The sequence below is a fragment of the Hyphomicrobium sp. genome, assembly GCF_009026145.1.
GTDB lineage: Bacteria > Pseudomonadota > Alphaproteobacteria > Rhizobiales > Hyphomicrobiaceae > Hyphomicrobium_A.
This window is the reverse complement of the sequence record NZ_WBUE01000001.1, coordinates 337,160-359,530: the sequence shown is the minus strand read 5'-3', so window position 1 is coordinate 359,530 and position 22,371 is coordinate 337,160. Positions and strand designations below refer to the sequence as shown.

18 protein-coding genes and 1 pseudogene are annotated in these 22,371 nt (G+C 65.4%); 7 read left to right on the top strand and 12 right to left on the bottom strand.

Annotation, left to right across the window (positions count from 1 at the left end; genetic code table 11):
* Nucleotides 1-77 precede the first annotated feature (77 nt).
* Both F9K20_RS01850 and F9K20_RS01845 read right to left on the bottom strand, forming a co-directional pair.
* On the bottom strand, nucleotides 78-842 hold the full coding sequence (locus F9K20_RS01850; RefSeq protein WP_290997114.1) for a hypothetical protein: 765 nt from the start codon (nucleotides 840-842) through the stop codon (nucleotides 78-80).
* A gap of 826 nt (nucleotides 843-1,668) precedes the next feature.
* A complete protein-coding gene (locus F9K20_RS01845) occupies nucleotides 1,669-3,894 on the bottom strand; it encodes a primosomal protein N' (protein ID WP_290997113.1) in 2,226 nt (741 codons plus the stop codon).
* A gap of 207 nt (nucleotides 3,895-4,101) precedes the next feature.
* On the opposite strand from F9K20_RS01845, the gene F9K20_RS01840 reads away from it, so the two are divergent.
* From F9K20_RS01840 to F9K20_RS01825, 4 genes are all read left to right on the top strand, one after another.
* Nucleotides 4,102-5,058 carry a DnaJ C-terminal domain-containing protein gene (locus F9K20_RS01840; RefSeq protein ID WP_290997112.1) on the top strand — a complete coding sequence of 319 codons (957 nt, stop codon included), beginning with the start codon at nucleotides 4,102-4,104 and terminating at the stop codon, nucleotides 5,056-5,058.
* 3 nt (nucleotides 5,059-5,061) lie between these two features.
* Complete coding sequence (locus F9K20_RS01835) at nucleotides 5,062-5,391, top strand: chaperone modulator CbpM (protein ID WP_290997111.1); 330 nt, start codon at nucleotides 5,062-5,064, stop codon at nucleotides 5,389-5,391.
* A gap of 224 nt (nucleotides 5,392-5,615) precedes the next feature.
* On the top strand, nucleotides 5,616-6,563 hold the full coding sequence (locus F9K20_RS01830) for a tyrosine recombinase XerC (RefSeq protein WP_290997110.1): 948 nt from the start codon (nucleotides 5,616-5,618) through the stop codon (nucleotides 6,561-6,563).
* Between the two features lie 127 nt (nucleotides 6,564-6,690).
* Nucleotides 6,691-7,716 (top strand): TraB/GumN family protein, encoded by a 1,026-nt coding sequence (locus tag F9K20_RS01825; protein ID WP_290997109.1) that lies wholly within the window; start codon nucleotides 6,691-6,693, stop codon nucleotides 7,714-7,716.
* A 179-nt stretch (nucleotides 7,717-7,895) separates the two neighbouring features.
* Here the strand turns inward: F9K20_RS01825 and lpdA are convergent, their stop codons facing one another.
* The 7 genes and pseudogenes from lpdA to mdh all read right to left on the bottom strand — a co-directional run bounded on the left by lpdA (nucleotide 7,896) and on the right by mdh (nucleotide 17,473).
* The gene (gene lpdA / locus F9K20_RS01820) at nucleotides 7,896-9,296 is read right to left on the bottom strand and encodes a dihydrolipoyl dehydrogenase (RefSeq protein WP_290997108.1); all 1,401 of its coding nucleotides are present in this window, start codon (nucleotides 9,294-9,296) and stop codon (nucleotides 7,896-7,898) included.
* A 13-nt stretch (nucleotides 9,297-9,309) separates the two neighbouring features.
* Nucleotides 9,310-9,741, bottom strand: a complete 432-nt coding sequence (locus F9K20_RS01815; RefSeq protein ID WP_290997107.1) for a VOC family protein — start codon at nucleotides 9,739-9,741, stop codon at nucleotides 9,310-9,312.
* Nucleotides 9,742-9,769: 28 nt separating this feature from the next.
* A complete protein-coding gene (odhB, locus tag F9K20_RS01810) occupies nucleotides 9,770-11,068 on the bottom strand; it encodes a 2-oxoglutarate dehydrogenase complex dihydrolipoyllysine-residue succinyltransferase (protein ID WP_290997106.1) in 1,299 nt (432 codons plus the stop codon).
* 55 nt (nucleotides 11,069-11,123) lie between these two features.
* Nucleotides 11,124-14,090: a 2-oxoglutarate dehydrogenase E1 component gene (locus F9K20_RS01805; RefSeq protein ID WP_290997105.1), complete on the bottom strand. Its 2,967-nt coding sequence runs from the start codon at nucleotides 14,088-14,090 to the stop codon at nucleotides 11,124-11,126.
* Between the two features lie 106 nt (nucleotides 14,091-14,196).
* On the bottom strand, nucleotides 14,197-15,123 hold the full coding sequence (gene sucD, locus F9K20_RS01800) for a succinate--CoA ligase subunit alpha (protein ID WP_290997104.1): 927 nt from the start codon (nucleotides 15,121-15,123) through the stop codon (nucleotides 14,197-14,199).
* A 142-nt stretch (nucleotides 15,124-15,265) separates the two neighbouring features.
* Nucleotides 15,266-16,468, bottom strand: a pseudogene (sucC, locus tag F9K20_RS01795) (ADP-forming succinate--CoA ligase subunit beta); the annotation flags it as partial.
* A gap of 39 nt (nucleotides 16,469-16,507) precedes the next feature.
* Complete coding sequence (gene mdh / locus F9K20_RS01790) at nucleotides 16,508-17,473, bottom strand: malate dehydrogenase (protein ID WP_290997102.1); 966 nt, start codon at nucleotides 17,471-17,473, stop codon at nucleotides 16,508-16,510.
* A gap of 240 nt (nucleotides 17,474-17,713) precedes the next feature.
* On the opposite strand from mdh, the gene F9K20_RS01785 reads away from it, so the two are divergent.
* Nucleotides 17,714-18,535, top strand: coding sequence for a matrixin family metalloprotease (locus F9K20_RS01785; RefSeq protein ID WP_290997101.1), 822 nt, complete (start codon nucleotides 17,714-17,716; stop codon nucleotides 18,533-18,535).
* 48 nt (nucleotides 18,536-18,583) lie between these two features.
* Here F9K20_RS01785 and zapE read toward each other — a convergent pair whose 3' ends face one another.
* Nucleotides 18,584-19,708: a cell division protein ZapE gene (zapE, locus tag F9K20_RS01780; RefSeq protein WP_290997100.1), complete on the bottom strand. Its 1,125-nt coding sequence runs from the start codon at nucleotides 19,706-19,708 to the stop codon at nucleotides 18,584-18,586.
* Nucleotides 19,709-19,967: 259 nt separating this feature from the next.
* Here zapE and F9K20_RS01775 point away from each other — a divergent pair, with 259 nt between their 5' ends.
* Nucleotides 19,968-20,543 carry a GNAT family N-acetyltransferase gene (locus F9K20_RS01775; protein ID WP_290997099.1) on the top strand — a complete coding sequence of 192 codons (576 nt, stop codon included), beginning with the start codon at nucleotides 19,968-19,970 and terminating at the stop codon, nucleotides 20,541-20,543.
* A 281-nt stretch (nucleotides 20,544-20,824) separates the two neighbouring features.
* Complete coding sequence (locus F9K20_RS01770) at nucleotides 20,825-20,983, top strand: hypothetical protein (protein WP_290997098.1); 159 nt, start codon at nucleotides 20,825-20,827, stop codon at nucleotides 20,981-20,983.
* Between the two features lie 169 nt (nucleotides 20,984-21,152).
* Here the strand turns inward: F9K20_RS01770 and F9K20_RS01765 are convergent, their stop codons facing one another.
* Together F9K20_RS01765 and F9K20_RS01760 are read right to left on the bottom strand one after the other, a co-directional pair.
* Nucleotides 21,153-21,536, bottom strand: a complete 384-nt coding sequence (locus F9K20_RS01765) for a VOC family protein (RefSeq protein ID WP_290997097.1) — start codon at nucleotides 21,534-21,536, stop codon at nucleotides 21,153-21,155.
* Between the two features lie 39 nt (nucleotides 21,537-21,575).
* Nucleotides 21,576-22,355, bottom strand: coding sequence for a succinate dehydrogenase iron-sulfur subunit (locus tag F9K20_RS01760; RefSeq protein ID WP_290997096.1), 780 nt, complete (start codon nucleotides 22,353-22,355; stop codon nucleotides 21,576-21,578).
* Nucleotides 22,356-22,371 lie beyond the last annotated feature (16 nt).

The window sequence follows — 22,371 nt, the reverse complement described above, 5'->3', positions numbered from 1 at the left end:
GCTCGCCAACAGGACGCCGGAGGAGTTCCGAGATCACCATCTGGCCCTTGCCGCAACGACCGGCTCGGGCCAAAACTTCAGCCCAGGACTCTACTCCTGATTGGAGGGAAGTCGGGTCTCAGGTCAGTGGTATTGAATGGTAGCCTCCGTCTTGACTCCCATTGCAGGAGCTCCGCTGTCTCTATATCCGCTCCAATAATGTAGCATTCCGCCCAACGATTCCATAGATACTCATTAAATGGGGACCACTGCAATGCGGCAACTATTAGGGACTCAGCCAACTTTAGCGCAGCGCGACCATGCAGCTTGCTCGAACGAATAAGCGAATAGGCGATATTGCTAGAGTTGAGCACGAAATGTGTTGCATCACCTGTACTCTCTAAATACGGACGGTAGCCTGCCAGCAGTTGGCCTACCAAATCCTCAATATGTGCGATCTTCCTGTTCTTGATCGCGCGAAGAATTTCCTTGTAGAGCTGACGAGATTTGGCCGAGTCGAAAGTTCTGCGGACGCTCAATTCTGATGAGCCTTTGGGCTGGGCTGCAATTTCGGGCTGAGCCGCCTCTATAAATTGATCTATCATGCTAGACGGTTTGCGCCGTTTCAATCCGTCGATTATTTGAGACAAGGAGGCCGACGAAAAGTTGTTATGGTGGGCCAAGGCGACAATATATACGTGCTCCGGATCATTAGGCTGCCCGTACGCTTCGCCGCCAAGCTCCGAAAGCAGATTGTCCAAGTACGGGTCGACAAGTTCGGGATGCGCAGCGAGTTTGTCGGACAGCGCTTTATAGTCGCTGTTTAATAGAGCACGAAACCTTAACTGACCGATCTGGTCCATCACACTTCCTTCCTGGGTTGGAGGAAGTTGGGCTCCAGGTGAATTCCAAATTGTTTAAATTTTATAACTACCTGATTTAAATGGGTCGAAGTTCGTCCGTCATATAGTCCATACCGCCAAGATGCATTGTTAATAATCCAAATGGCGGGGCTTCGATCCGCGAGGTAACGGATCTCTCCGGCTATGCGAGCATCACCTGCCAAAATCAAGGATGGATGACCTAGTTTGTCGCAATCTTTGGTCAAAGGGACGCTCTGAAACTTCGGAACGGTCTGGGGCACAGTCTGGAGGACCAACTCCTCAATGGAAACAAAGATGTTGCCCGTGGCGTCGACCAGCCAAATTAATATAATATCGTTTACAAGCGTTCGTCCAATGGGGCAGCCATTAGAGATTTGCTGCAGCAGCAGTTTCAACGAATCGGCTGTCGATTGAGTTAGTTTTATTAGCGACGCAGGCGGATAGCGCTTTTCCCAGTCGTCATAGCCTAGTGGGCGCTTGGTTGGGCCCGGACCTGGGCGCGGTCTCCTGAGTTCGCCATATAGGGCGTCGAGGTTCGACAAGTCTGACTCGGCTTGGCTCATGCGTCCCCGCAAAATGTCTGATTGTAAGACGTCAATGGAAATTCTTATGCCCGAGGGTACTCGTTGAATGAGCGTCGAGATGGCGGCGGTGCCTCTTGTCACGCAGCTTTCAGGCATTGCCTCGGAAAGAATAGCTAGGCGCGCCCTGCTACCGCAAGTTGCCTATAAGCTCGCCGGTAGCAGCCGCGTCGCTCCACTTCGGCCTGGGGTCGTCAGCGGACCTCATGGCGCCCGGGCGAGCCTCAAAGAAAGCTATACGGGTCGACGTCGACGGTAAGGCGCACGTCGCCCTTCAGGGGCGGCAGCTCGGCGAGCCAGGCGCGCAAATAGGCCTGCACGTCGATCTCGCGCGGGGCTTTGACCAAGAGCCGCCAGCGATGCCGGCCACGGATCACCGCCAATGGCGCCTCCGCCGGGCCCAGCACCTCGATCACCTCGGAACGCGGGGCGCGATGGGCGATGTCGCGGGCGATCAGCTGCGCCGTCTCCTTGTCGCGCGCGGCGACGATGAGCGCCACCAGCCGCCCGAACGGCGGCAGCAGCCCCTTGCGCCGCGAAGCGATCTCGCGCTCGAGGAACGCCTCGCGGTCGCCGGAGATGATCGCCGCCATCACCGGATGGTCGGGCATGTGCGTCTGCACGTAGCCGCGCCCCTCGGCCAGCGCGCGCCCGGCGCGGCCCGTCACCTGGTGCAGAAGCTGGAAGGTGCGCTCGCCGGCGCGCGGATCGGCGCCCTGGGCGAGGCCCAGATCGCCGTCGACGATGCCGACCGTCGCCAGGTTGGGGAAGTGATGGCCCTTGGCCACCATCTGCGTGCCGATGACGATGTCGATGCCGCCCGCCTCGATATCGCGGATCATGTCGCGCATCTCGGTGAGGCCCGGCACGAGGTCGGACGACAGCAGCGCGACGCGCGCCTCGGGAAAGCGCTCCGCCACCTCCTCGGCGACGCGCTCCACACCCGGCCCGCAGGCGACGAGCGAGCCCGGCTCGGAGCACTTGGGACACTTCTCGGGCAGCGGAATGGAAAAGCCGCAGTGATGGCAGTGCAGCTTGTTGCGGAAGCGGTGCTCGACCAGCCATGCCGTGCACTGCGGGCACTCGATGCGGTGCCCGCACGAGCGGCACAGGGTGAGCGGGGCATAGCCGCGCCGGTTGAGGAACAAGAGCGCCTGCTGGCCGTCGGCCAGCGTCCGCGTGATCGCCTCCACCAGTGGCGGCGCCAGCCACTTGCCCTTGTCGGGCGGCGTTAAGCGCAGATCGATGGCGGTGACGTCGGGCAGCGAAGCGCCGGAGAAGCGTCCCGGCAGAATGACGTGGCGATAGCGCCCGGTGCGCGCGTTGACGTGCGTCTCGATCGACGGCGTCGCCGAGGCGAGGATCACCGGGAAGCCGCCGAGGTTGCCGCGCACCACCGCCATGTCGCGCGCCTGGTAGTGCACGCGGTCGTCCTGCTTGTAGCCGGCGTCGTGCTCCTCATCGACGATGATGAGGCCGAGGTTGGAGAACGGCAGGAACAGCGCCGAGCGCGCCCCGACGACGACGCGCGCCTCGCCGGTCGCCGTCTGCCGCCACACGCGCCCGCGCTCGGGACCCGACAGCGCCGAATGCCACTCGACCGGGGAAGCGCCGAAGCGCGCCTCGAAGCGGCGCATGAACTGGTCGGTGAGCGCGATCTCCGGCAGCATGATCAGGCCCTGGTGGCCGCGCTCCAGCGTGCGCGCCACCGCCTCGAAATAGACCTCGGTCTTGCCGGAGCCGGTGACGCCGTCGAGCAGCGTTACGGAGTAGTTCGCTCCATCGACGGCGGAGCGCAGCGTGTGCACGGCGGCGGCCTGCTCGGGCGTGAACTCGGTGGCGCGGTGGTTCGGGTCCGGCAGCGGCGGGCGCTTTTCCGGGATCGCCACCTCGATGAGGTTGCCGGAGGCGACGAGGCCGTCGATCACGCCCGTCGAGCATTCCGCCGCGGCGGCGAGCGCCGCCTTGGCGCGGATGGCGCCGTCGCCGGCGACCTCCAGCGCGCGCTTCCTCGCCGGAGTGAGGCGCGGCGGCTCTGGCGCGCCCTCGACGAGCGTCACGCCGAAGCGCGGCTTTTGCGGCTCGAACACGGCGCGCGCGCTCATCATCATGCGCACCGTCATGCCGAGGGGGCTGAGCGTGTAGCGCGCGATCCACTCGGCAAAGCGCAGCGAGATCGCGGGCAGCGGCGGGGCGTCGAGGCGGGCGGTGATGGCTTTCAGCTTCTTGGCGTCGACCGGCTTGCCGGGCTCGCCGACCGCCTTATCCCAGACGACGCCGATGCGGCTCTGCGGCCCGAACGGCACCAGCACGAAGCAGCCCGGCTCCAGCTCCAGCCCCGGCGGCACCAGGTAGTCGTAGGTCTGGTCGAGCGCCACGGCGAGCACGACCGGCGCCAGCTGCGTTCGGGCGCGCGCGTTCGTCTCCAGCGGATCGAGCAGGCTGTGCATCGGCGGCGGCGACCTTCGGGCGATTCGTCGGATGCAGCCTAGGCGGCCGGCGCGGCGACCCCAAGGCGGGCATGGCATCGGCCGTGGAGCATTGAGTCGGCGCCGGCTGCCGCCGATATTCCTTGCCGATACCACAGATTAACCGGGGATCGAGGGCCGGCCGCTATGGTGGCGGCTGCCCGGCCCACCCGAGGAACGCGTTGCCCCATGGAATACAAGGACTACTACAAGATCCTCGGCGTCGAGCGCGGCGCCACGCAGGACGACATCAAGCGTGCATACCGCAAGCTTGCACGCACCTATCATCCTGACGTGAATAAGGAAGCCGGCGCAGAAGCCAAGTTCAAGGATGCCGGCGAAGCCTACGAAGTCCTGAAGGACCCGGAGAAGCGCGCCGCCTATGATCAGCTCGGCGCCAACTGGCAGCAGGGCCAGGAGTTCCGGCCGCCGCCGAACTGGGATGCGGGCTTCGAATTCTCCGGCGGCGGCTACACCGGCGCCGATGCCGCGCAGTTCAGCGATTTCTTCGAAGGCCTGTTCGGCCGTGCCCGTGCCGGCGGCGGCCGCGGCGGCTTTGCCGGACACCGCGAGTTTCACGCCCAGGGCGAGGACCATCACGCCAAGGTCGTCATCGACCTGCGCGACGCCTACACCGGCGCCAAGCGCTCGATTACGTTGCGCGTGCCGGAGGTCGACGACAGCGGGCACGTCATTCTCAAGGACCGCACGCTCAGCGTCACCATTCCGAAGGGCATTCGCGAGGGCCAGCACATCCGCCTCGCCGGCCAGGGCGCGCCGGGCATCGGCAAGGGGCCGCCGGGCGACCTCTACCTCGAGGTGGCGTTCGCGCCCGATCCCCTATTCCGCGTCGAAGGCAAGGACGTCTACCTCGATCTGCCTGTGACGCCCTGGGAGGCGGCGCTCGGCGCCAGCGTCAAGGCCCCGACTCCGGAAGGCGCCGTGATGCTAAAGATACCACCCGGCTCGACTAGGGGTCGTACCATGCGCCTCAAGGGAAAAGGCATCCCCGGCTCGCCGCCGGGCGACCTGCACGCCGTGCTAAGGATCGAGCTGCCGCCGGCCGATACCGACAAGGCGAAAGACATCTACCGGCAGATGGAGCGCGAGTTGCCGTTCAATCCGCGCGCCAGCTTGGGAGTGTGAGAGATGCCAGCCGACACCAAGCAACCGCTCGTCGTACTCGATGAGGAGGAGATCTCGCTCTCCGAGCTTACGCGCGCCTGCCGCGTACACGCCGAGTGGGTGATGGAGCTCGTCGATGAAGGCGTCATCGAGCCGCGCGGTGCAGCGGCACCGCAGTGGCGGTTCTCGGCGACCAGCATCGTGCGCGTCGAAAAAGCCCGCCGCCTGCAGCGCGATCTCGGCGTCAATTTGCCGGGCGTCGCCCTGGCGCTCGAGCTGCTCGACCGCATCGATGCGTTGGAGGCACGTCTGCGCGCGGCGGCCGCTCTGCCGGAGCCGCACAACGCTGATTAACGGCTTGCCGCCGCGAATCGGCTAGCTTTGCCGTATTAATCGTTCGCTGACGACACAACCCCTCACCCGCAAGCGATCTTGCGATCGCTTTCGACCTCTCCCTCTGGGAGAGGTGAAGGAACGATCGATCCACTTAACCTCTCCCCGGCGGGGAGAGGTCGGCGCGAGATGCTGAAGCATCGAGCGCCGGGTGAGGGGGCCGTTCGCTGCGGGGATGGTTCTCAATGTCCGAAGAAGCCGCCGAGCTGGAGCTGCCGCTGAGCGTCGACCTGGAGCGCGCCGTCGCCGCCTGGCTCGCCCACCTGCGGCACGAGCGCGGGCACGCAGAAAAGACGCTCGAAGCCTACGCGCGCGACGTGCGCCAGTTCCTCGCTTACCTCGGAGTGCAACTCGGCCATCCGCCCTGTCTCGCCGACCTTGCCCGCCTCGACCTCAAGGCCTTCCGCGGCTTCCTTGCTTCCCGCCGCCGCACCGGCACGGTCAGCCGCTCGCTCGCCCGCTCGCTGTCGGCGCTGCGCCAGCTGTTCCGCTGGCTGGAGGCACAGGCGTTGATCGACAACCGCGCCATCCTGCAGCTCGCCATGCCCAAGGTGCCGCATTCGGTGCCCAAGCCCTTGACCGTCGCCAAGGCGGCCGACGTCGTCGATCGGGGCCCGGCGGCCGAGTTCGATTGGGTACACGCGCGTGACGCCGCCGCGCTGCTGCTGCTGTACGGCTCAGGCTTGCGCATCGCCGAGGCATTGAGCCTCAAAGTGAAGGACGCGCCGACCGCCGGTCGCGACGTGCTGCGCATCAAGGGCAAAGGCGGCAAGGAGCGCCTGGTGCCGGTGCTGCCTGTGGTGCGCGCGGCCGTCGAGCGCTACATGGCGCTGTGCCCCTACCCGCTGGAGTCCGACGCGGCTCTGTTCCGTGGCGCCAAGGGTGGGCCATTGTCGCCACGTATTATCCAGCTCGCTATGCAGCACCTGCGCGAGGCGCTCGATCTGCCGCCGACTGCGACCCCGCATGCCCTGCGGCACTCGTTTGCCACGCATCTTTTGTCGGCCGGCGGCGATCTGCGGCAGATCCAGGAGCTGCTCGGTCACGCCTCCCTGTCGACCACGCAGGCCTATACCGAAGTCGACCGCGACCGGTTGCTCAACGTCTACGATGCCGCGCATCCGCGCTCGTGAAACCCTATTTCCGGGCGTTACGCGAGAAGCTCCGTAAACCTTGACGTAATTTTGCCTCTTTTCTTCGGCGGGAACGCGCTAATGGCGGGGCAGTCCCCGCATTCGCATCGGAGCTTTGAGAAGTCGCATGCGCCTACGTTTGGTTTTCGCCTTCGCCGTCTTGGCTATCGCCGCCGCCCTGCCACACGCCAGCGTCCGTGCTGATGACAAGGGCGCTGCCGCCGACACGTGCCGCGGCGTCGACATGCTGGCCGAGACGGCGGCCAGGGACCCGCAGACCTACAGCCGCATCATGGCCGAGGCCGCCGCGACCAAGAACGCCGGCGCCATCCTGTGGAGGATCGAGAAGGACGGCCGCCCGGCGTCGTACCTGTTCGGCACCGTGCACTTGACCGACGAGCGCGTCACCAGCCTGTCGCCGGCCGTCAAGGCCGGCCTCAACGAGGCCAAGGTCGTCGCCCTCGAGGTCTCCGACCTGTCGGAAACCGCCACCGCATCGGTGATCGCCCAGTCGGCCCCGCTGGTCATGTTCACCGACGGGCGCCGCCTCGACAGCCTGCTGTCCAACACTGAGTACGACGCGGTCAAGACGATCATCGCCCGTTCCGGCATGCCGGTTGATCTCGCCGCCTCGTTCAAGCCGTGGATCGTCACCATGATCCTCTCGGTGTCGGACTGCGAGCGCAACAAGGTGCAGCAGGGTGCGCGCGTGCTCGACATGAAGATTGCCGAGATCGGCAAGGCGCGCGGGCTCGACGTCGTCGGCCTGGAAACGATCCCCGCCCAGCTCGAATCGCTGGCCGCCGTCCCCGAGCAGCAGCAGATCGACATGCTGCGTGCCAGCCTGAAGTTCGCCGACCGTACCAACGACATGATGGAAACGCTGGTGCAGCTGTATCTTTCGCGCAAGATCAGCGCTGCCATGCCGTTCCAGATCGCGCTGGCGCAGCAGGCCGGCGTGACCGACCAGGCCTTCGCCGGCTTCCAGGAGAAGCTGCTGACCGAGCGCAACGAGAAGATGCGCGCCGTCGCCGAGCCGCTGCTCGACAAGGGCGGCGTGTTCATCGCCGTCGGGGCGCTGCATCTGCCGGGCGACAAGGGCCTCGTCGCGCTGCTGCGCGAGAGCGGCTACACCATCTCCCCAATCGAGTAACTTCAATCGCATAACCCTCACCCGCGCTTATCGCGCAGAATGCGCCATTTGCGCGCGACCTCTCCCGCCGGGAGAGGTTGGTGAAGGGGCGCCGCTCCCTTAGCCTATCCCATGGGGAGAGGCCGGCTGGACGCGCGAGGCGCGCCAGCCGGGTGAGGGGCTGGAACAGCGGCAGTGTCCTAAAAATGGATGGCGCGCTTGTCGACGGCGAGCGCCGCCTCCTTCACCGCCTCGGTGAGCGTCGGATGCGCATGGCAGGTGCGGGCGAGATCCTCGGCCGACCCGCCGAACTCCATCAGCACCGCGCCTTCCGCGATCATCTCGGACGCATTGGCGCCGATGATGTGCACGCCCAGCACGCGGTCCGTCGCCGCGTCGGCAAGGACCTTCACGAAGCCGTCGGTCGCCCGGTTGGACTTGGCGCGGCCGTTGGCGGTGAACGGGAACTTGCCGACCTTGTAGGCGACGCCTGCCGCCTTCAGCTCCTCCTCCGACTTGCCGACGCTCGCCACCTCCGGCGCCGTGTAGACGACGTTGGGGATGACGTTGTAGTTCACGTGCCCGGCCTGGCCGGCGAGCAGCTCGGCGACGGCAATCCCCTCGTCCTCGGCCTTGTGCGCCAGCATCGGCCCGTCGATCACGTCGCCGATGGCGTAGATGCCCGGCACGCTCGACTGATAGTGCGCATCAACGATGACGCGCCCGCGGTTGTCGAGCTTCACACCGGCTTCGGCGAGGCCGAGCCCGTCGGTGAACGGCACCCGGCCGATGGCGACCAGCACCACGTCGGCCTCGAGCGTCTCCTTGTCGCCGCCGTTCGACGGCTCGATGGTGACGCTCTGCGCCGCGCCGTTCTTTTTCACGGCAGTCACCTTGTGCCCGAGCTTGAACGTCATGCCCTGCTTGCCGAGCAGCCGGTGCAATTGCTTGGCGACCTCGCCATCGGTGCCGGGCAGGACGCGGTCGAGAAACTCGACCACCGTCACCTGCGAGCCGAGTCGCCGCCACACTGATCCGAGCTCCAGCCCGATGACGCCGGCGCCGATCACCAGCAGCCGCTTCGGCACCCTCGGCAGCGACAGCGCGCCGGTGGAGGAGACGATCGCTTCCTCGTCGATGTCGATGCCCGGCAGCTTGGCGACCGCCGACCCGGTGGCGATGACGATCGACTTGGCGTCGACGTCCTGCTTCTCGCCGTTGATGAACGTCACCTCGACCTTGCCCGGCGCCTTGATGCGCCCGGTGCCGTGGAAATGGTCGACCTTGTTCTTGCGCAACAGGAAGGCGACGCCGTCGACGTTGCCTTTCACGCCCTCGTCCTTGAAGGCGAGCATCTTGGCGAGATCGAGCTTCGGCTTCACGTCGATGCCCATGGCGGCAAAGTGGTGCCCCGCCTCCTCGTAGAGCTCGGAAGCGTGCAGCATCGCCTTGGAGGGAATGCAGCCGACGTTGAGACAGGTGCCGCCGAACGTGGCACGCTTCTCGACGATGGCCACCTTCAGCCCGAGCTGGCTGGCGCGGATGGCGCAGACATAGCCGCCGGGCCCGGCGCCTATGACGATCAGATCAAAAGCGGACACGGGTCTTCTCCGTTCAGGTTCCCAGAGGTAGCGGTGCGCTGAAGGCCCAGACGTAGCCATAGGGGTCGCGTATGCGCCCGTAGCGCATCACCCAGAAGGTGTCGCTCGCCGGCATGGTGACGGTGGCCCCGGCGCCCGCGGCGCGCGCAATGGCGCCGTCGACCTCGAGCGGCGTGTGCAGGTTGATCTGCACAGTCATGCTCCCCAAAGCGTTCGATGAACGCGGCGCAACATCCGTTATGTAGTCGGGGAAGTAGTCCGACAGCATGAAATGACCGCCGAAGACGTACAGCGAGGCATGCTGCACACGCGTGCCGTCCGGGGTCAGCTCCTTGTAGGCAACCTTGGCGCCGAACGCCTTCTCGTAGAAGGCGATGGCGTCGAGGCCATTCTCCACCGTCAAGTAAACTTCGATCGACGAGGTAATGTCTTCTTCCTCCGCCATGCTGCACGCCCCTTAGCCATAGCGGACCTTAGAGCTCGAGAAGAAACCGTTGCGGATCCTCGAGACATTCCTTGACGCGAACAAGGAAAGCAACCGCTTCCTTGCCGTCGACGATGCGATGATCGTAGCTGAGTGCCAAATACATCATAGGCCGCGCCACCACCTGGCCGTTGCGGACCACGGGCCGCTCCTCGATGCGGTGCATGCCCAGGATGCCGGACTGGGGCGCATTGAGAATGGGCGTCGACAGCAGCGAGCCGTAGACGCCGCCGTTGGTGATGGTGAAGGTGCCGCCCTGCATGTCCTCGATGCCGAGCTTGCCGTCGCGCGCTCGCTTGCCGTAGTCGGTGATCTGCGTCTCGATCTCAGCGAGGCTCATGCGGTCGGCTTCGCGCACCACCGGAACGACGAGGCCGCGCTCGGTGCCGACGGCGACGCCGATGTGGTAATAGTTCTTGTAGACGATCTCGTCGCCGTCGATCTCGGCGTTGACCGCGGGAATCTCCTTCAGCGCCTGCAGGCACGCCTTCACGAAGAAGCCCATGAAGCCGAGTTTCACGCCGTGGCGCTTCTCGAACAACGCCTTGTATTCGTTGCGCAGCTTCATCACCGCACCCATGTCGACGTCGTTGAACGTCGTCAGGATGGCGGCGGTGTTCTGCGCGTCCTTGAGGCGCTGCGCGATGGTCTGGCGCAGGCGCGTCATGCGCACGCGCTCCTCGCGCGCCGCGTCGTTGAGCGCCGACGGTACGCGCAGCTGCTGCACCGGCACGGGCATCGGGGCGAGACCGCGGGTCGGCGCTGCAGCCGGGACCTGCGTCGCTGGCGCTGCTGCCTGAGCTTCCGGCCCTGGCGCCTTCGCCCTGGCCGCCGGCACGTCCTCCTTCAGAACCTGCCCGCGCTTGCCGGAGCCCGCCACGTCGGCAGCGTCGATGCCGGCCTCGGCGAGCTTCTTGCGCGCCGCCGGGCTGGGGGGCATGTCGACCTTGTTGCCGTCGCTCTTCGCCGGCTTCTCGGCAGCCGCTTTGGCAGCGGCAGGAGGCGGCGGCACGGCGGCCGCCTTTTCCGATTTGGCCTCGGTTGCCGTGGCGCCGTTGCTGATGGCCCCGAGCAGTGCACCGACGGCCACCGTTTGTCCTTCGGGGACCTTGATCTCGCCGAGCACCCCGGAAACGGGCGCCGGAACCTCGACCGTCACCTTATCCGTCTCGAGCTCAACCAGCGGCTCGTCGACGTTGACCGCGTCACCGGTGTTCTTGAACCATTTCCCGACGATCGCCTCGGTGACGCTTTCGCCCAGGGTCGGTACGCGAATTTCGGTCGCCATCTCTAATCTCACTTCCCCGCGAATGTGTGCCCGCGACCACCTCGTCGCAGACTGCTCAACTGCTCGAGCCGCCCGTCAGCGCCGCCTCAACCAGCGCCTTCTGCTCATGGAGGTGCTTCGACAATTGCCCGGTCGCGGTCGACGCCGAGGCCGGACGACCGGCGTAGATCGGCCGCTTGTGCTTGGCGTCGATGCGCTCCAGCACCCAAGTCAGGTTCGGCTCGATGAAGCTCCATGCGCCCATGTTCTTGGGCTCTTCCTGGCACCAAACCATCTCGGCCTGCGAAAAGCGGCCGAGCTCGTGCATCAGCGCGCGCGCCGGGAATGGATAGAGCTGCTCGACGCGCAGTAGATAGACGTTGTCGACGCCGGCGGCCTCGCGCGCATCGTAGAGGTCGTAATAGGCTTTGCCCGAGCATAGAACGACGCGTCGGATCTTCTCGTCTGGAACGAGCTTGATCTTGTCGTCGGGCCTGTGCTCGGCGTCGTCCCACAGCAGGCGATGGAACGTCGTGCCGGGCCCCATTTCATCGAGGCGCGAGACGACGCGCTTGTGCCGCAGCAGCGACTTCGGCGTCATCAGGATGAGAGGCTTGCGGAACTTGCGCAGCAATTGCCGGCGCAGGATGTGGAAGTAGTTGGCGGGCGTCGACACGTTCGCCACCTGCCAGTTGTCCTCCGCGCACAATTGCAGATAGCGCTCGAGCCGCGCCGAGGAATGCTCCGGCCCCTGCCCCTCGTAGCCGTGCGGCAACAGGCAGACGAGGCCCGACATGCGCAGCCACTTGCGCTCGCCGGACGAGATGAACTGGTCGAATACCACCTGCGCGCCGTTGGCGAAGTCGCCGAACTGCGCCTCCCACATGACGAGCGCGTTAGGCTCGGCGAGCGAGTAGCCGTACTCGAAGCCGAGCACCGCCTCTTCCGACAGCATCGAGTTGATAACCTCGAACCTCGCCTGGTCGTTGGCGACGTGCTTCAACGGCGTCCAGCGGCGCTCGGTCTCCTGGTCGATCAGCACCGCGTGCCGTTGCGAGAAGGTGCCGCGCTCGGAGTCCTGCCCCGCCAACCGCACCGGATAGCCTTCGGAGAGCAAGGATCCGAAGGCCAGATGCTCACCCATCGCCCAATCGATGCCCTCGCCCGTATCGACCATCTCGCGGCGCCGCTCGAGCAGCCGGCGCACGACCTTGTGGGCGTTGAAGTCGGGTGGAACGCTGGTGATGCGCCGGCCGATGATCTGCAGCCGGTCGATGGCGACGCCGGTCACGCCGCGGCGTGCGTCGTCCTCAGCGAAGCCCACGCCGGCCCAACGGCCGTCGAGCCAATCGGCCTTGTTGGGGAGGAAACTGTCGGCGCCGGCGAACTCCTCCTCGAGGTGGGCGCGGAAGCTCGTGTGCATGCGCTGGCTGTCCTCCAGCGACACGACGCCTTCCTCGGCCAGCCGCTTGGAGTAGATATCGATCACTGTCGGATGCGACTTGATCGCCTTGTACATCAGCGGCTGCGTGAACATCGGCTCGTCGGCCTCGTTGTGGCCGTAGCGCCGGTAGCAGAACATGTCGATGACGACCGGCTTCTGGAACTTCTGCCGGAACTCGGTGGCGATCTTGGCGACGTGCACCACGGCTTCCGGATTGTCGCCGTTCACATGGAAGATCGGCGCCTCGATCATGCGCGCCACGTCCGAGCAGTAGGGCGAGGAGCGCGAATGGCGCGGGTTGGTGGTGAAGCCGATCTGATTGTTGATGATGAAGTGGATCGAGCCGCCCGTGCGATGGCCCTTGAGGCCGGAGAGGCCGAAGCACTCGGCGACGACACCCTGACCGGCGAAGGCCGCATCGCCGTGAATGAGCAGCGGCAGCACCGGGGTGCGCTCGCCGGGGGCGCAGCCGCGCTGGTCCTGCTTGGCGCGCACCTTGCCGAGCACGACGGGATCGACGATCTCGAGGTGCGAGGGGTTGGCGGTCAGCGACAGGTGCACGTTGTTGCCGTCGAAGGAGCGGTCCGACGAGGCACCGAGGTGATACTTCACGTCGCCCGAGCCCTCGACGTCGTCCGGCTTGAACGAGCCGCCCTTGAATTCGTGGAAAATGGCGCGGTGTGGCTTGGCCATGACGTTGGCGAGCACGTTGAGGCGCCCGCGATGCGCCATGCCGATGATGATCTCCTTCACCCCGAGCTGGCCGCCGCGCTTGATGATCTGCTCCAGCGCCGGCACCATCGCCTCGGCGCCGTCGATGCCGAAGCGCTTGGTGCCCGTGTACTTCACCTCGCAGAACTTCTCGAACGTCTCCGTCTCGATCAGCTTGTTGAGGATGGCGCGCCGCCCTTCGGGCGTGAAACGGATGTCCTTCTCCTCGCCCTCGATGCGGTCCTGGATCCACGCCTTCTGCGACGGGCTGGTGATGTGCATGTACTGCACGCCGATGTGCCGGCAGTAGGTGCGCCGCACGATGCGCAGGATCTGCCGCATGGTCGCCGTCTCCAGGCCGAGCACACGGTCGATGAAGATCGGGCGGTCGAGGTCGGCCTCGGTGAAGCCGTAGGTCTCGGGCTTCAGCTCGCGATGCACCTTGCGGTCGGCGAGGCCCAGCGGATCGAGGTCGGCGGCGAGGTGGCCCATGACGCGATAGGCGCGGATTAGCATCAGCGCGCGGATCGAATCCTGCGTCGCGCGCAGCGACGCGGCCGGCGTCATCTCGAAGCCGAGCGCGTGCGATTTGGCGTGCAGAGCGGTGCGGATCGAGCGCTCGCTCGCCTCGTACTCGCCGGTCAGCGCGGCGACGAGATCGCCATTCTCCAGGAGTTCCGGCGCCGGAACGCCCCAGGACGGCCCGCGCTCGCCGTTGCGCGCGCCGGAACGCTCCTCGTTGAGGCTTTCGAAGAAGTGTCGCCACTCGTCGCTGACCGAGCCGGGGTTGCGCTCATACTCGGCCTGCATGTCCTCGACGTAGGCGGCATTGGCGCCGCTCAGGAACGAAGTGCGGAGGAAAGCTTCATTTAGGGGCTTGCGAGTCATTGCTGGGTCTCAACGCGTCGTTGATGCAGCGCAGACGGGGCGCGCAGGTCAAATGTAGGGTGGGCGCGCGGTCGGCGAACAATCGAGTGTGCAGTGCAGCATACGCCTACTCCGCCAGTTTGGCATGTCTCGTTTGCGCTTTGAGGACATCCATTAGTGTGGTGCCGAGCGCGGCAGGGCTCGAAGCGATGGCGATGCCGGCGGAGCGCATGGCCTCAAGCTTATCCTCGGCTTTGCCTTTACCGCCGGAAATGATGGCGCCGGCATGGCCCATGCGCCGGCCGGGTGGCGCCGTGGCGCCGGCGATGAAGCCGACCATGGGTTTGGAGCGTCCCTTGCGCGCCTCGGCCTTGACGAAGTCCGCGGCTTCCTCTTCGGCCGAGCCGCCAATCTCGCCGATCATGATGATCGAATCGGTCTCCTTATCGGCGAGGAACAACTCCAGCACCTCGATGAATTCCAGACCCTTGATCGGGTCGCCGCCGATCCCGACGGCGGTCGACTGCCCGAGACCGGCGTCGGAGGTCTGCTTCACCGCCTCGTAGGTCAGCGTGCCCGAGCGCGAGACGATGCCGACGCGCCCGGGGCGGAAGATGTTGCCGGGCATAATGCCGATCTTGCACTCGTCGGGCGTCAGCACGCCGGGACAGTTCGGCCCCAAGAGGCGAGATTTCGAGCCATCGAGGGCGCGTTTCACCTTCACCATGTCGAGCACCGGGATGCCCTCGGTGATGGCGACGATGAACGGGAAGCCGGCGTCGATCGCTTCCAGGATGGCGTCGGCGGCGAACGGCGGCGGCACGTAGATCGACGTCGCGTCGGCACCCGTGGCGGCGCGCGCCTCGGCCACCGTGTCGAACAGCGGCACGTCAGCGAGCTCCTCGTCAGGGTGCTTGGAGCCGCCCTTTCCGGGGGTCACGCCGCCGACGATCTTGGTACCATAGGCCTTCGCCTGCTTGGTGTGAAAGGTACCCTGGCTGCCCGTGATGCCCTGACAGATGACCTTCGTTGATTTGTCTACGAGAATAGCCATGACACCGCCCGTTGCGCCTGACGCCTGAGCGAGGCGTCCGCGCGCTCCTTTTGAGCCCATTTTTGCACTGCATCAAGACAGACTTTTTGGGCATATGGCGGTAAAGTGCGGCAGCTGACCGGGGTCAGCACCGCCCTAAAGGTCAGGCCGCCTCTTTTACGGCTGCCGTAATCTTCTGCGCGGCGTCGCCGAGATCGTCGGCTGGCACGATCTTGAGGCCGCTCTCGGCGAGGATCTTCTTGCCCAGCTCGACGTTGGTGCCTTCCAGGCGCACCACCAGCGGCACGGTGATGCCCATCTCGCGCGCTGCCGCGACCACGCCCTCGGCGATGATATCGCAGCGCATGATGCCGCCGAAGATGTTGACCAGGATGCCTTTCACGGCCGGGTCGGAGAGGATGATCTTGAACGCCGCCTGCACCTTCTCCTTCGAGGCGCCGCCGCCGACGTCGAGGAAGTTCGCTGGCTCGGCGCCATAGAGCTTGATGATGTCCATGGTGGCCATGGCGAGGCCGGCGCCGTTCACCATGCAGCCGATGGTGCCGTCGAGCTTGACGTAGGAGAGATCGTGCTTGGAGGCTTCGACCTCGGCCGGGTCCTCCTCGGTCAAATCGCGCATGTCGACGATATCGGGATGACGGTAGAGCGCGTTCGAATCGAAGCTCATCTTGGCATCGAGGCACGACAGGGTGCCATCCTTGGTGACGATAAGCGGGTTGATCTCCAAGAGGCTCATGTCCTTGGCGAGCACGAGGTTGTAGAGATCGCCGACGAGCTTGATGCAGGCGCTGATCTGCTTGCCCTCGAGACCCAGCGCGAAGGCGATGCGCCGACCGTGGAACGGCATGTAGCCGCTCGCCGGGTCTATGGTCACCGAGATGATCTTTTCCGGGGATTCGTGCGCGACCTGCTCGATGTCCATGCCGCCCGCGGCGCTGGCGATGAAGGCGACGCGCGAAGTGGCGCGGTCGACGAGCGCCGACAGGTACAGCTCGCGCGCAATATCGATGCCGTCCGAGACGTAGATGCGGTTGACGACGCGCCCCTCGGGCCCGGTCTGCGCCGTGACCAGCGTATTGCCCAGCATCTGCTCGGCGAACGACTGCACCTCGGCGCGCGACTTGGCGAGGCGCACACCGCCTTTTTCGCCCGCCGCCGCTTCCTTGAACTTGCCCTTGCCGCGGCCGCCGGCGTGGATCTGCGCCTTGACCACGAACAGCGGACCGGGGAGCTGCTGCACTGCCTCGCCGGCCTCGCGCACCGAGAAGGCGACCATGCCGTCCGGGGTTGGAATGCCGAACTGGCGCAAGAGCTCCTTGGCCTGGTGCTCGTGGATGTTCATGCAGCGCTCCTGCTTTGCATAGGATTTAGGAAGCGGCTCGCCCTAAGCGCCGAGCTGCGGGGCGATCTTGGTGCAGGCATCCACCAAGCCCTTCACCGACTCGACCGATTTGATGAACATGTTGCGCTCGGCGGCGTTGAGGTCGATCTCGATGATGCGCTCGGCGCCGCCGGCACCGATGATCACCGGCACGCCCACGTAGAGGCCCTTAACACCGTACTCGCCGTTTAGGTAGGCGGCACAAGGTAGGATACGCTTCTTGTCCTTCAGGTAGCTGTCGACCATCTCCAGCGCCGAGGAAGCGGGGGCGTAGTAGGCCGAGCCGGTCTTCAGAAGGGCAACGATCTCGCCACCCCCCTTGCGCGTGCGGTCGACGATCTCGTCGAGCCGCTCCTGGCGCATCCAGCCCATCCGCACGACGTCGGGGAGCGGGATGCCGGAAACCGTCGAGTAGCGCACCAGCGGCACCATGTCGTCGCCGTGGCCGCCCAGAACGAAGGCCGTTACGTCCTCGACCGAGATGCCGAGCTCGGAGGCGAGGAAGTAGCGGAAACGGGCTGTGTCGAGCACGCCCGCCATGCCGACCACCATGTTGCGCGGCAGGCCGGAGGCCTTCTGCAGCGCCCAGACCATGGCGTCGAGCGGGTTCGTAATAACGACGACAAAGGCGGTGGGGGCGTATTTCTTGATGCCGGCGCCGACCTGCTCCATCACCTTGATGTTGATGCCGATAAGGTCGTCGCGGCTCATGCCCGGCTTGCGCGGCACGCCGGCGGTGACGATGCACACGTCGGCGCCCTCGATGTCGGCGTAGGCATTGGTGCCGCGCATCTGGCAGTCGAAGCCCTCAACCGAGCCCGACTGGGCGAGATCCAGCGCCTTGCCCTGCGGCAGACCCTCGGCGATATCGAAGACGACGGCGTCGCCCAGTTCCTTAAGCCCGATCAGATGCGCGAGCGTTCCTCCAATCATGCCACCGCCGATCAAGGCGATCTTCGTCCGCGCCATCCGTCTCGAGCTCCCTCTTATCCATGAAAATTGATTTGTGCGGCGATGCCCCGCAGGCCTTCGAACCCGCCACAACTCGGTCACGACTACGTTTAGACTAGGCCTCCGAGCAGGGAAAGCCCGACGATCGGGCACGTTCTGACGCGCCTTGAGGCGCGCGAACGCGCGCCCGAGGCCAGGCCCCGAGGGTCTTACAGGAGCGATGGTCCCGCTGCGCATGCGGGGGAGCTGGGAGGGGTTTTGCGAGCCGCACGATTTGTCGGACTGGCCGTTGGGCTGACGCTGCTGGGGAGTGGCGTCGCGGGCGCCGAGGACGCAGAGGCCTTCTTGGGCTTCCGACTGCTCGATCTCGAGAACCAATCGGTCAAATGGCAGAGCCCGGCCCTCGGGCGCAGCGCCGTTGTCACCTATACCTTCGCCACCGGACCAATCACCACCCCGGGCGCCCGCAACTGTGCGGCGATGCTCCCGCCGGCGCGCGCTTATGAGCCTTCGCACATCAAGGCGCGGCAATTCCGCGGCGAGGTCTCGGCCGCCTTCCGCATGTGGGAGAAGGTCGCCAACATCACCTTTCGCGAGACTGCCGATCCCGCTGCCGCGGGCATCGTCATCGGCGCCCAGGCGGCACCGGTTGGGCGCGCCTTCACCAACGTCGAGCTGAAGAAGGGCACCGGCGAAAGGAAGGTCATCGCTCGCTCGCTCATCTGTCTCAACCCCAAGCAGCCATGGAAGATCGGCTTCGACGGCCGGCTCGGCGTCTACGACCTGCGCTACACCATCGCGCATGAGATCGGCCACGCCATCGGCCTCGATCATCCGAGTGCCGCCGGGCAGCTCATGTCGTACCGTTACGACGAGAAGCAGGCCGGCCTGCAGCCGGGCGACGTCAAGGGCGCCGTCCTACTCTATGGCCGACGCGCTGGTGCGCGCCGCCTCGCCAACGCCCGCAACGGCAGCGCCACAAGCAGCAATGATACGGTTGTGGCAGGCGAGAGCGGTTGGCCGTTCGGCATCGGCATCAACCCGAAGCGCGCCTCCCCCAAGGCCGTACTGCCCCGCTGACAGGGTCGACGCGCGTGTGCTCGATCTCTCCCTGAGGGGCCGGGCGGCTCAGGGTTCGGGGTCCGGGTCGGTATGGCCGCGAACGGCGCGCCCGGCGAGGTATGCCTCGCTGCGCATCTCGATGAGGCGCGAGGCGGTGCGCGCGAACGCCCTGGCCGCCGCATCGTCCTGGCATAGCGCATCAGGCTCGGCCGCCGCCGAGGCGATGAGGCACACCTTGTTGTCGTAGAGCGTGTCGATGAGGTTGATGAAGCGGCGGACGGCATCGCGCTTTTCCCGTGCCATAGCCGGAATCCCGTCGATCAGCACCGTGTGATAGGTGTGCGCGAGGCGCAGGTAATCGAGTGCGCCGAGCGGGGCTTCGCACAAATCGCCGAAGCTGAATCGGGCGATGCCCATGGAGGCCAGCGGCACGCGCACGCTCCGCCCTTTCACCTCCAGCGTCTCGGCTTCGCCCGGGTGGCGCCCGGTCAACCGGTCCCAGTGGGCATCGAGCTCGGCCGTGGCGCGCGCATCCGCGGGAGCAAAATAGAGCGGCAGCCCGGCCAGCTTCTCCAGCCGGAAGTCCTTTGCCGACCTCAATTCGACGACGTCCATGCGCTCGGCAATCAGTGCGATGAAGGGCAAAAACAGCCGTCGATTGAGGCCGTGCTCGTAGAGCGCCTCCGGGGCCGAGTTCGAGGTCGCCACCACGACGACGCCGCGCTCGAAAAGATGCTTGAACAACCGGCCGAGAATCATCGCGTCGGCGATGTCCGTCACCTGCAGCTCGTCGAAGCACAACAGTGCGGCCGCTGCGGCGACGCCCGCCGCCACATGCGGGATTGGGTCGCCCTCGACCTCCCGCCGCGTCGCGGCGATCCGCTCATGCACGTCGGCCATGAATTCGTGGAAATGGCAGCGCTGCTTGGGGGCGAAGCGGGCGCAGGCGAAGAACAGATCCATGAGCATCGTCTTGCCGCGGCCGACGTCGCCATGGATATAGAGCCCGCGCGGTGCCGGGCCGTTGCTGCGCGAGAAACGTGACAGCAGTCCGTTGCGCGCCGGCCGCCAGCCATTCAGCCGGCGCGCCAGCGCATCGAGGCGCGCCGCTACCGCAAGCTGCGCTGCATCGGTTTCAAGCTCACCGGCGCCGACCTGCGCGCGCAAGCGGTCGAGGGGGGATTGCGTCATTCGTCTCCAAGTCCCTGCATCGCCGAGTTGCGTCAAACGTGGGCAAAACGCAATCCCGCGACCGAATGTCACCGATGCGCTGGCGCCCGTGTGACGGGCAATCGCGCCCCTCGGCTGCGCTTCTGCAATGGAAATCCCGCCACGGCAGTCGCATATTGTGCAGTGCAATAGAAGGGCGCGCCACCACCTACGGTGCGCATCGGGGCGCGACCGTCGAGGCCGGCGGTAGGCCTCGACTTGAGATGCGGAGGGACTCGTCATGAGCGAGCATCACTTGCCCCACGGCACCATCAGGAAGCTGTGGCCGGCGGAGGCACCGAAATTCCGCGATCACCTACTGCGTCTCGACAAAGCGAGCCGCCGCAACCGCTTCGCCCACGGCGTTTCCGACGCGTTTATCGAGGATTACGCGGCCCGCATGGCCGACATGGGGGGCATTGTCTACGGCTTCTTCGACGGTGAGGAGGTACGCGCCGCCGCCGAGCTCAAGAAGCTGGGAGATACCTGGGGGCGCGAGGCGGAAGCCGCCTTTTCCGTCGAGCAGCCGCTGCAGGAGCACGGCATCGGCACCGAGCTGATGGGGCGCGTTATTCGCGCCGCCCGCAATCGTGGCGTCCAGCACCTCTGTCTCAGCTGCCTCGCCGACAATAGCAAGATGCAGGCTATTGCCCGCCGCTACGAAGCGGATCTACGTTTCGAGTACGGCGAGGTGATCGGCGAGATCGTCCCGCAGGGGCCGAACTATTTCTCGCTGCTTGCCGAGGCCGTCGAGGACCGTCTCGGCTACATGATGGCGGTGCTCGATCTGCAAAATCGCGTCGTCAAAGCCGCCTGAGGTCGGCAAAGCCGCACATCATTTCGCTCGCTTTGCGCCACTCATACGCGCGTCATAGCAGTCGCGAAATGCGCAACGAGAGTCTGCACACGACGCTGCAGGCCCTTCGAAAGGCGACAAAAATGATGATTTCTCGCAACACACGCGATTGAATGCGCGCGTGTTAGCTTTCAATTTGCAATTTCGTGTCAACAAAATGTTCGAACTTGCACATGATTTTTTAGTTCGAGTGATTCGAACTGAGAGAGATAGAAACAGAACCTAGAAAGAGAGAGACTCCAATGGTCAAGAAAGCTGTGAAGCGCAAAGTGAAGAAGGCCCCGGCTCGCCGCGCGGCCGCGAAGAAGTCCACCGCCCGTAAGACGGCGCGCAAGACCGTCCGCAAGACGGCGCGCAAGGCCGCCCGCAAGCCGGCCAAGAAGGCCCGTCGAGCTGCGTAAAGCAGCCGGGTACGCGCCAGTTCCCCTCGTTCCGCGCGATATCGAAGGCTGACGAACGCTCCGGCGCCCAGCCTTCAAACCCTTCAAGACCGGTGGTCGCGAAACGCGCCGCCGGTCTTTTCTTTTGGCAAATTTCGCTGTTTTTTGGCTTGTTTTCGCCCCGCCGGCGCTATTCCGGCAGGTGGTTCACGGCCTCGATGTTGTGGCCGTCGGGATGCAGCACGAAGGCCCCGTAGTAGTTCTCGTGGTAGTGCGGGCGCAGCCCCGGGGCGCCGTTGTCCTTGCCCCCGGCGGCCAGCGCTGCCGCATAGAAGGCGCGCACGGCAGCGCGATTATCGGCCATGAAGGCCACGTGCAAGCGCCCCACCAGCGCTTTGCCGGTGCCGATCCAGAACTGCGGGCGATCGCGCCCGAAGCCGGCGTAACCGTCCTCACCGTCCTCCGACAGGACGACCTCCTTGATGATGCGATAGCCGAGCGGCTCGAGCGCGCGCACGTAGAACGCCCTCGAGCGGGTGAAATCGGTGACCGGAAAGCCGATGTGGTCGAGCATTGCGCCTCCTGGCAGCCGTCTGCTGCCCCGTGCGCAGCGTCAGACGCGGCGCTCGACCATCAGCTTCTTGAGCTCGGCGATGGCCTTGGCGGGATTGAGCCCCTTCGGGCATGCCTTGGTGCAGTTGAGAATTGTGTGGCAGCGGTAGAGTCGGAACGGGTCCTCGAGGTTGTCGAGCCGCTCGCCGGTCGCCTCGTCGCGCGAGTCCTGCACCCAGCGGAACGCCTGCAGCAGGGCCGCCGGCCCCAGATAGCGGTCCGAGTTCCACCAGTAGCTGGGGCAGGAGGTCGAGCAGCAGGCGCACAGGATGCACTCGTAGAGGCCGTCGAGCTTCTGGCGATCCTCGTGCGACTGCCGCCATTCCTTTGGCGGGGCGGGCGTATCCGTCTTCAGCCACGGCTCGATCAGGCGGTGCTGGGCGTAGAAGTTGGTCATGTCGGGGACGAGGTCCTTCACCACCTGCATATGTGGCAGCGGGTAGACCTTCACCGGCCCCTTGATGTCTTCATAGCCCCTGAGGCAGGCGAGCGTGTTCGTCCCGTCGATATTCATCGAGCACGAGCCGCAAATGCCCTCGCGGCAGGAACGCCGGAAGGTCACGGTGGTGTCGATCTCGTTCTTGATCTTGATGAGGGCGTCGAGGACCATCGGCCCGCAGCGCTCGGTGTCCACCCAGTAGGTGTCGAGCCGCGGATTCTCATCGCCCTCCGGGTCCCAGCGGTAGATGCGGAATTCCTTCCACGTGCCCTTGCCTTCGGGTTGGTTCCAGGTCTTGCCGCGCACGACTTTGGAATTCCGGGGAAGCGTGAAGTGAACCATGGAGCGTGGACTTTCC

What these genes read in the sequence shown, in the direction of transcription:
- F9K20_RS01760 (WP_290997096.1), bottom strand. Translation starts at nt 22,355, where the DNA reads ATGGTTCACTTCACGCTTCCCCGGAATTCCAAAGTCGTGCGCGGCAAG.
- F9K20_RS01845 (WP_290997113.1), bottom strand. Translation starts at nt 3,894, where the DNA reads ATGCACAGCCTGCTCGATCCGCTGGAGACGAACGCGCGCGCCCGAACG.
- mdh (WP_290997102.1), bottom strand. Translation starts at nt 17,473, where the DNA reads ATGGCGCGGACGAAGATCGCCTTGATCGGCGGTGGCATGATTGGAGGA.
- F9K20_RS01850 (WP_290997114.1), bottom strand. Translation starts at nt 842, where the DNA reads ATGGACCAGATCGGTCAGTTAAGGTTTCGTGCTCTATTAAACAGCGAC.
- F9K20_RS01840 (WP_290997112.1), top strand. Translation starts at nt 4,102, where the DNA reads ATGGAATACAAGGACTACTACAAGATCCTCGGCGTCGAGCGCGGCGCC.
- odhB (WP_290997106.1), bottom strand. Translation starts at nt 11,068, where the DNA reads ATGGCGACCGAAATTCGCGTACCGACCCTGGGCGAAAGCGTCACCGAG.
- F9K20_RS01770 (WP_290997098.1), top strand. Translation starts at nt 20,825, where the DNA reads ATGGTCAAGAAAGCTGTGAAGCGCAAAGTGAAGAAGGCCCCGGCTCGC.
- F9K20_RS01815 (WP_290997107.1), bottom strand. Translation starts at nt 9,741, where the DNA reads ATGGCGGAGGAAGAAGACATTACCTCGTCGATCGAAGTTTACTTGACG.
- F9K20_RS01805 (WP_290997105.1), bottom strand. Translation starts at nt 14,090, where the DNA reads ATGACTCGCAAGCCCCTAAATGAAGCTTTCCTCCGCACTTCGTTCCTG.
- F9K20_RS01830 (WP_290997110.1), top strand. Translation starts at nt 5,616, where the DNA reads ATGTCCGAAGAAGCCGCCGAGCTGGAGCTGCCGCTGAGCGTCGACCTG.
- F9K20_RS01825 (WP_290997109.1), top strand. Translation starts at nt 6,691, where the DNA reads ATGCGCCTACGTTTGGTTTTCGCCTTCGCCGTCTTGGCTATCGCCGCC.
- F9K20_RS01835 (WP_290997111.1), top strand. Translation starts at nt 5,062, where the DNA reads ATGCCAGCCGACACCAAGCAACCGCTCGTCGTACTCGATGAGGAGGAG.
- F9K20_RS01775 (WP_290997099.1), top strand. Translation starts at nt 19,968, where the DNA reads ATGAGCGAGCATCACTTGCCCCACGGCACCATCAGGAAGCTGTGGCCG.
- zapE (WP_290997100.1), bottom strand. Translation starts at nt 19,708, where the DNA reads ATGACGCAATCCCCCCTCGACCGCTTGCGCGCGCAGGTCGGCGCCGGT.
- sucD (WP_290997104.1), bottom strand. Translation starts at nt 15,123, where the DNA reads ATGGCTATTCTCGTAGACAAATCAACGAAGGTCATCTGTCAGGGCATC.
- F9K20_RS01765 (WP_290997097.1), bottom strand. Translation starts at nt 21,536, where the DNA reads ATGCTCGACCACATCGGCTTTCCGGTCACCGATTTCACCCGCTCGAGG.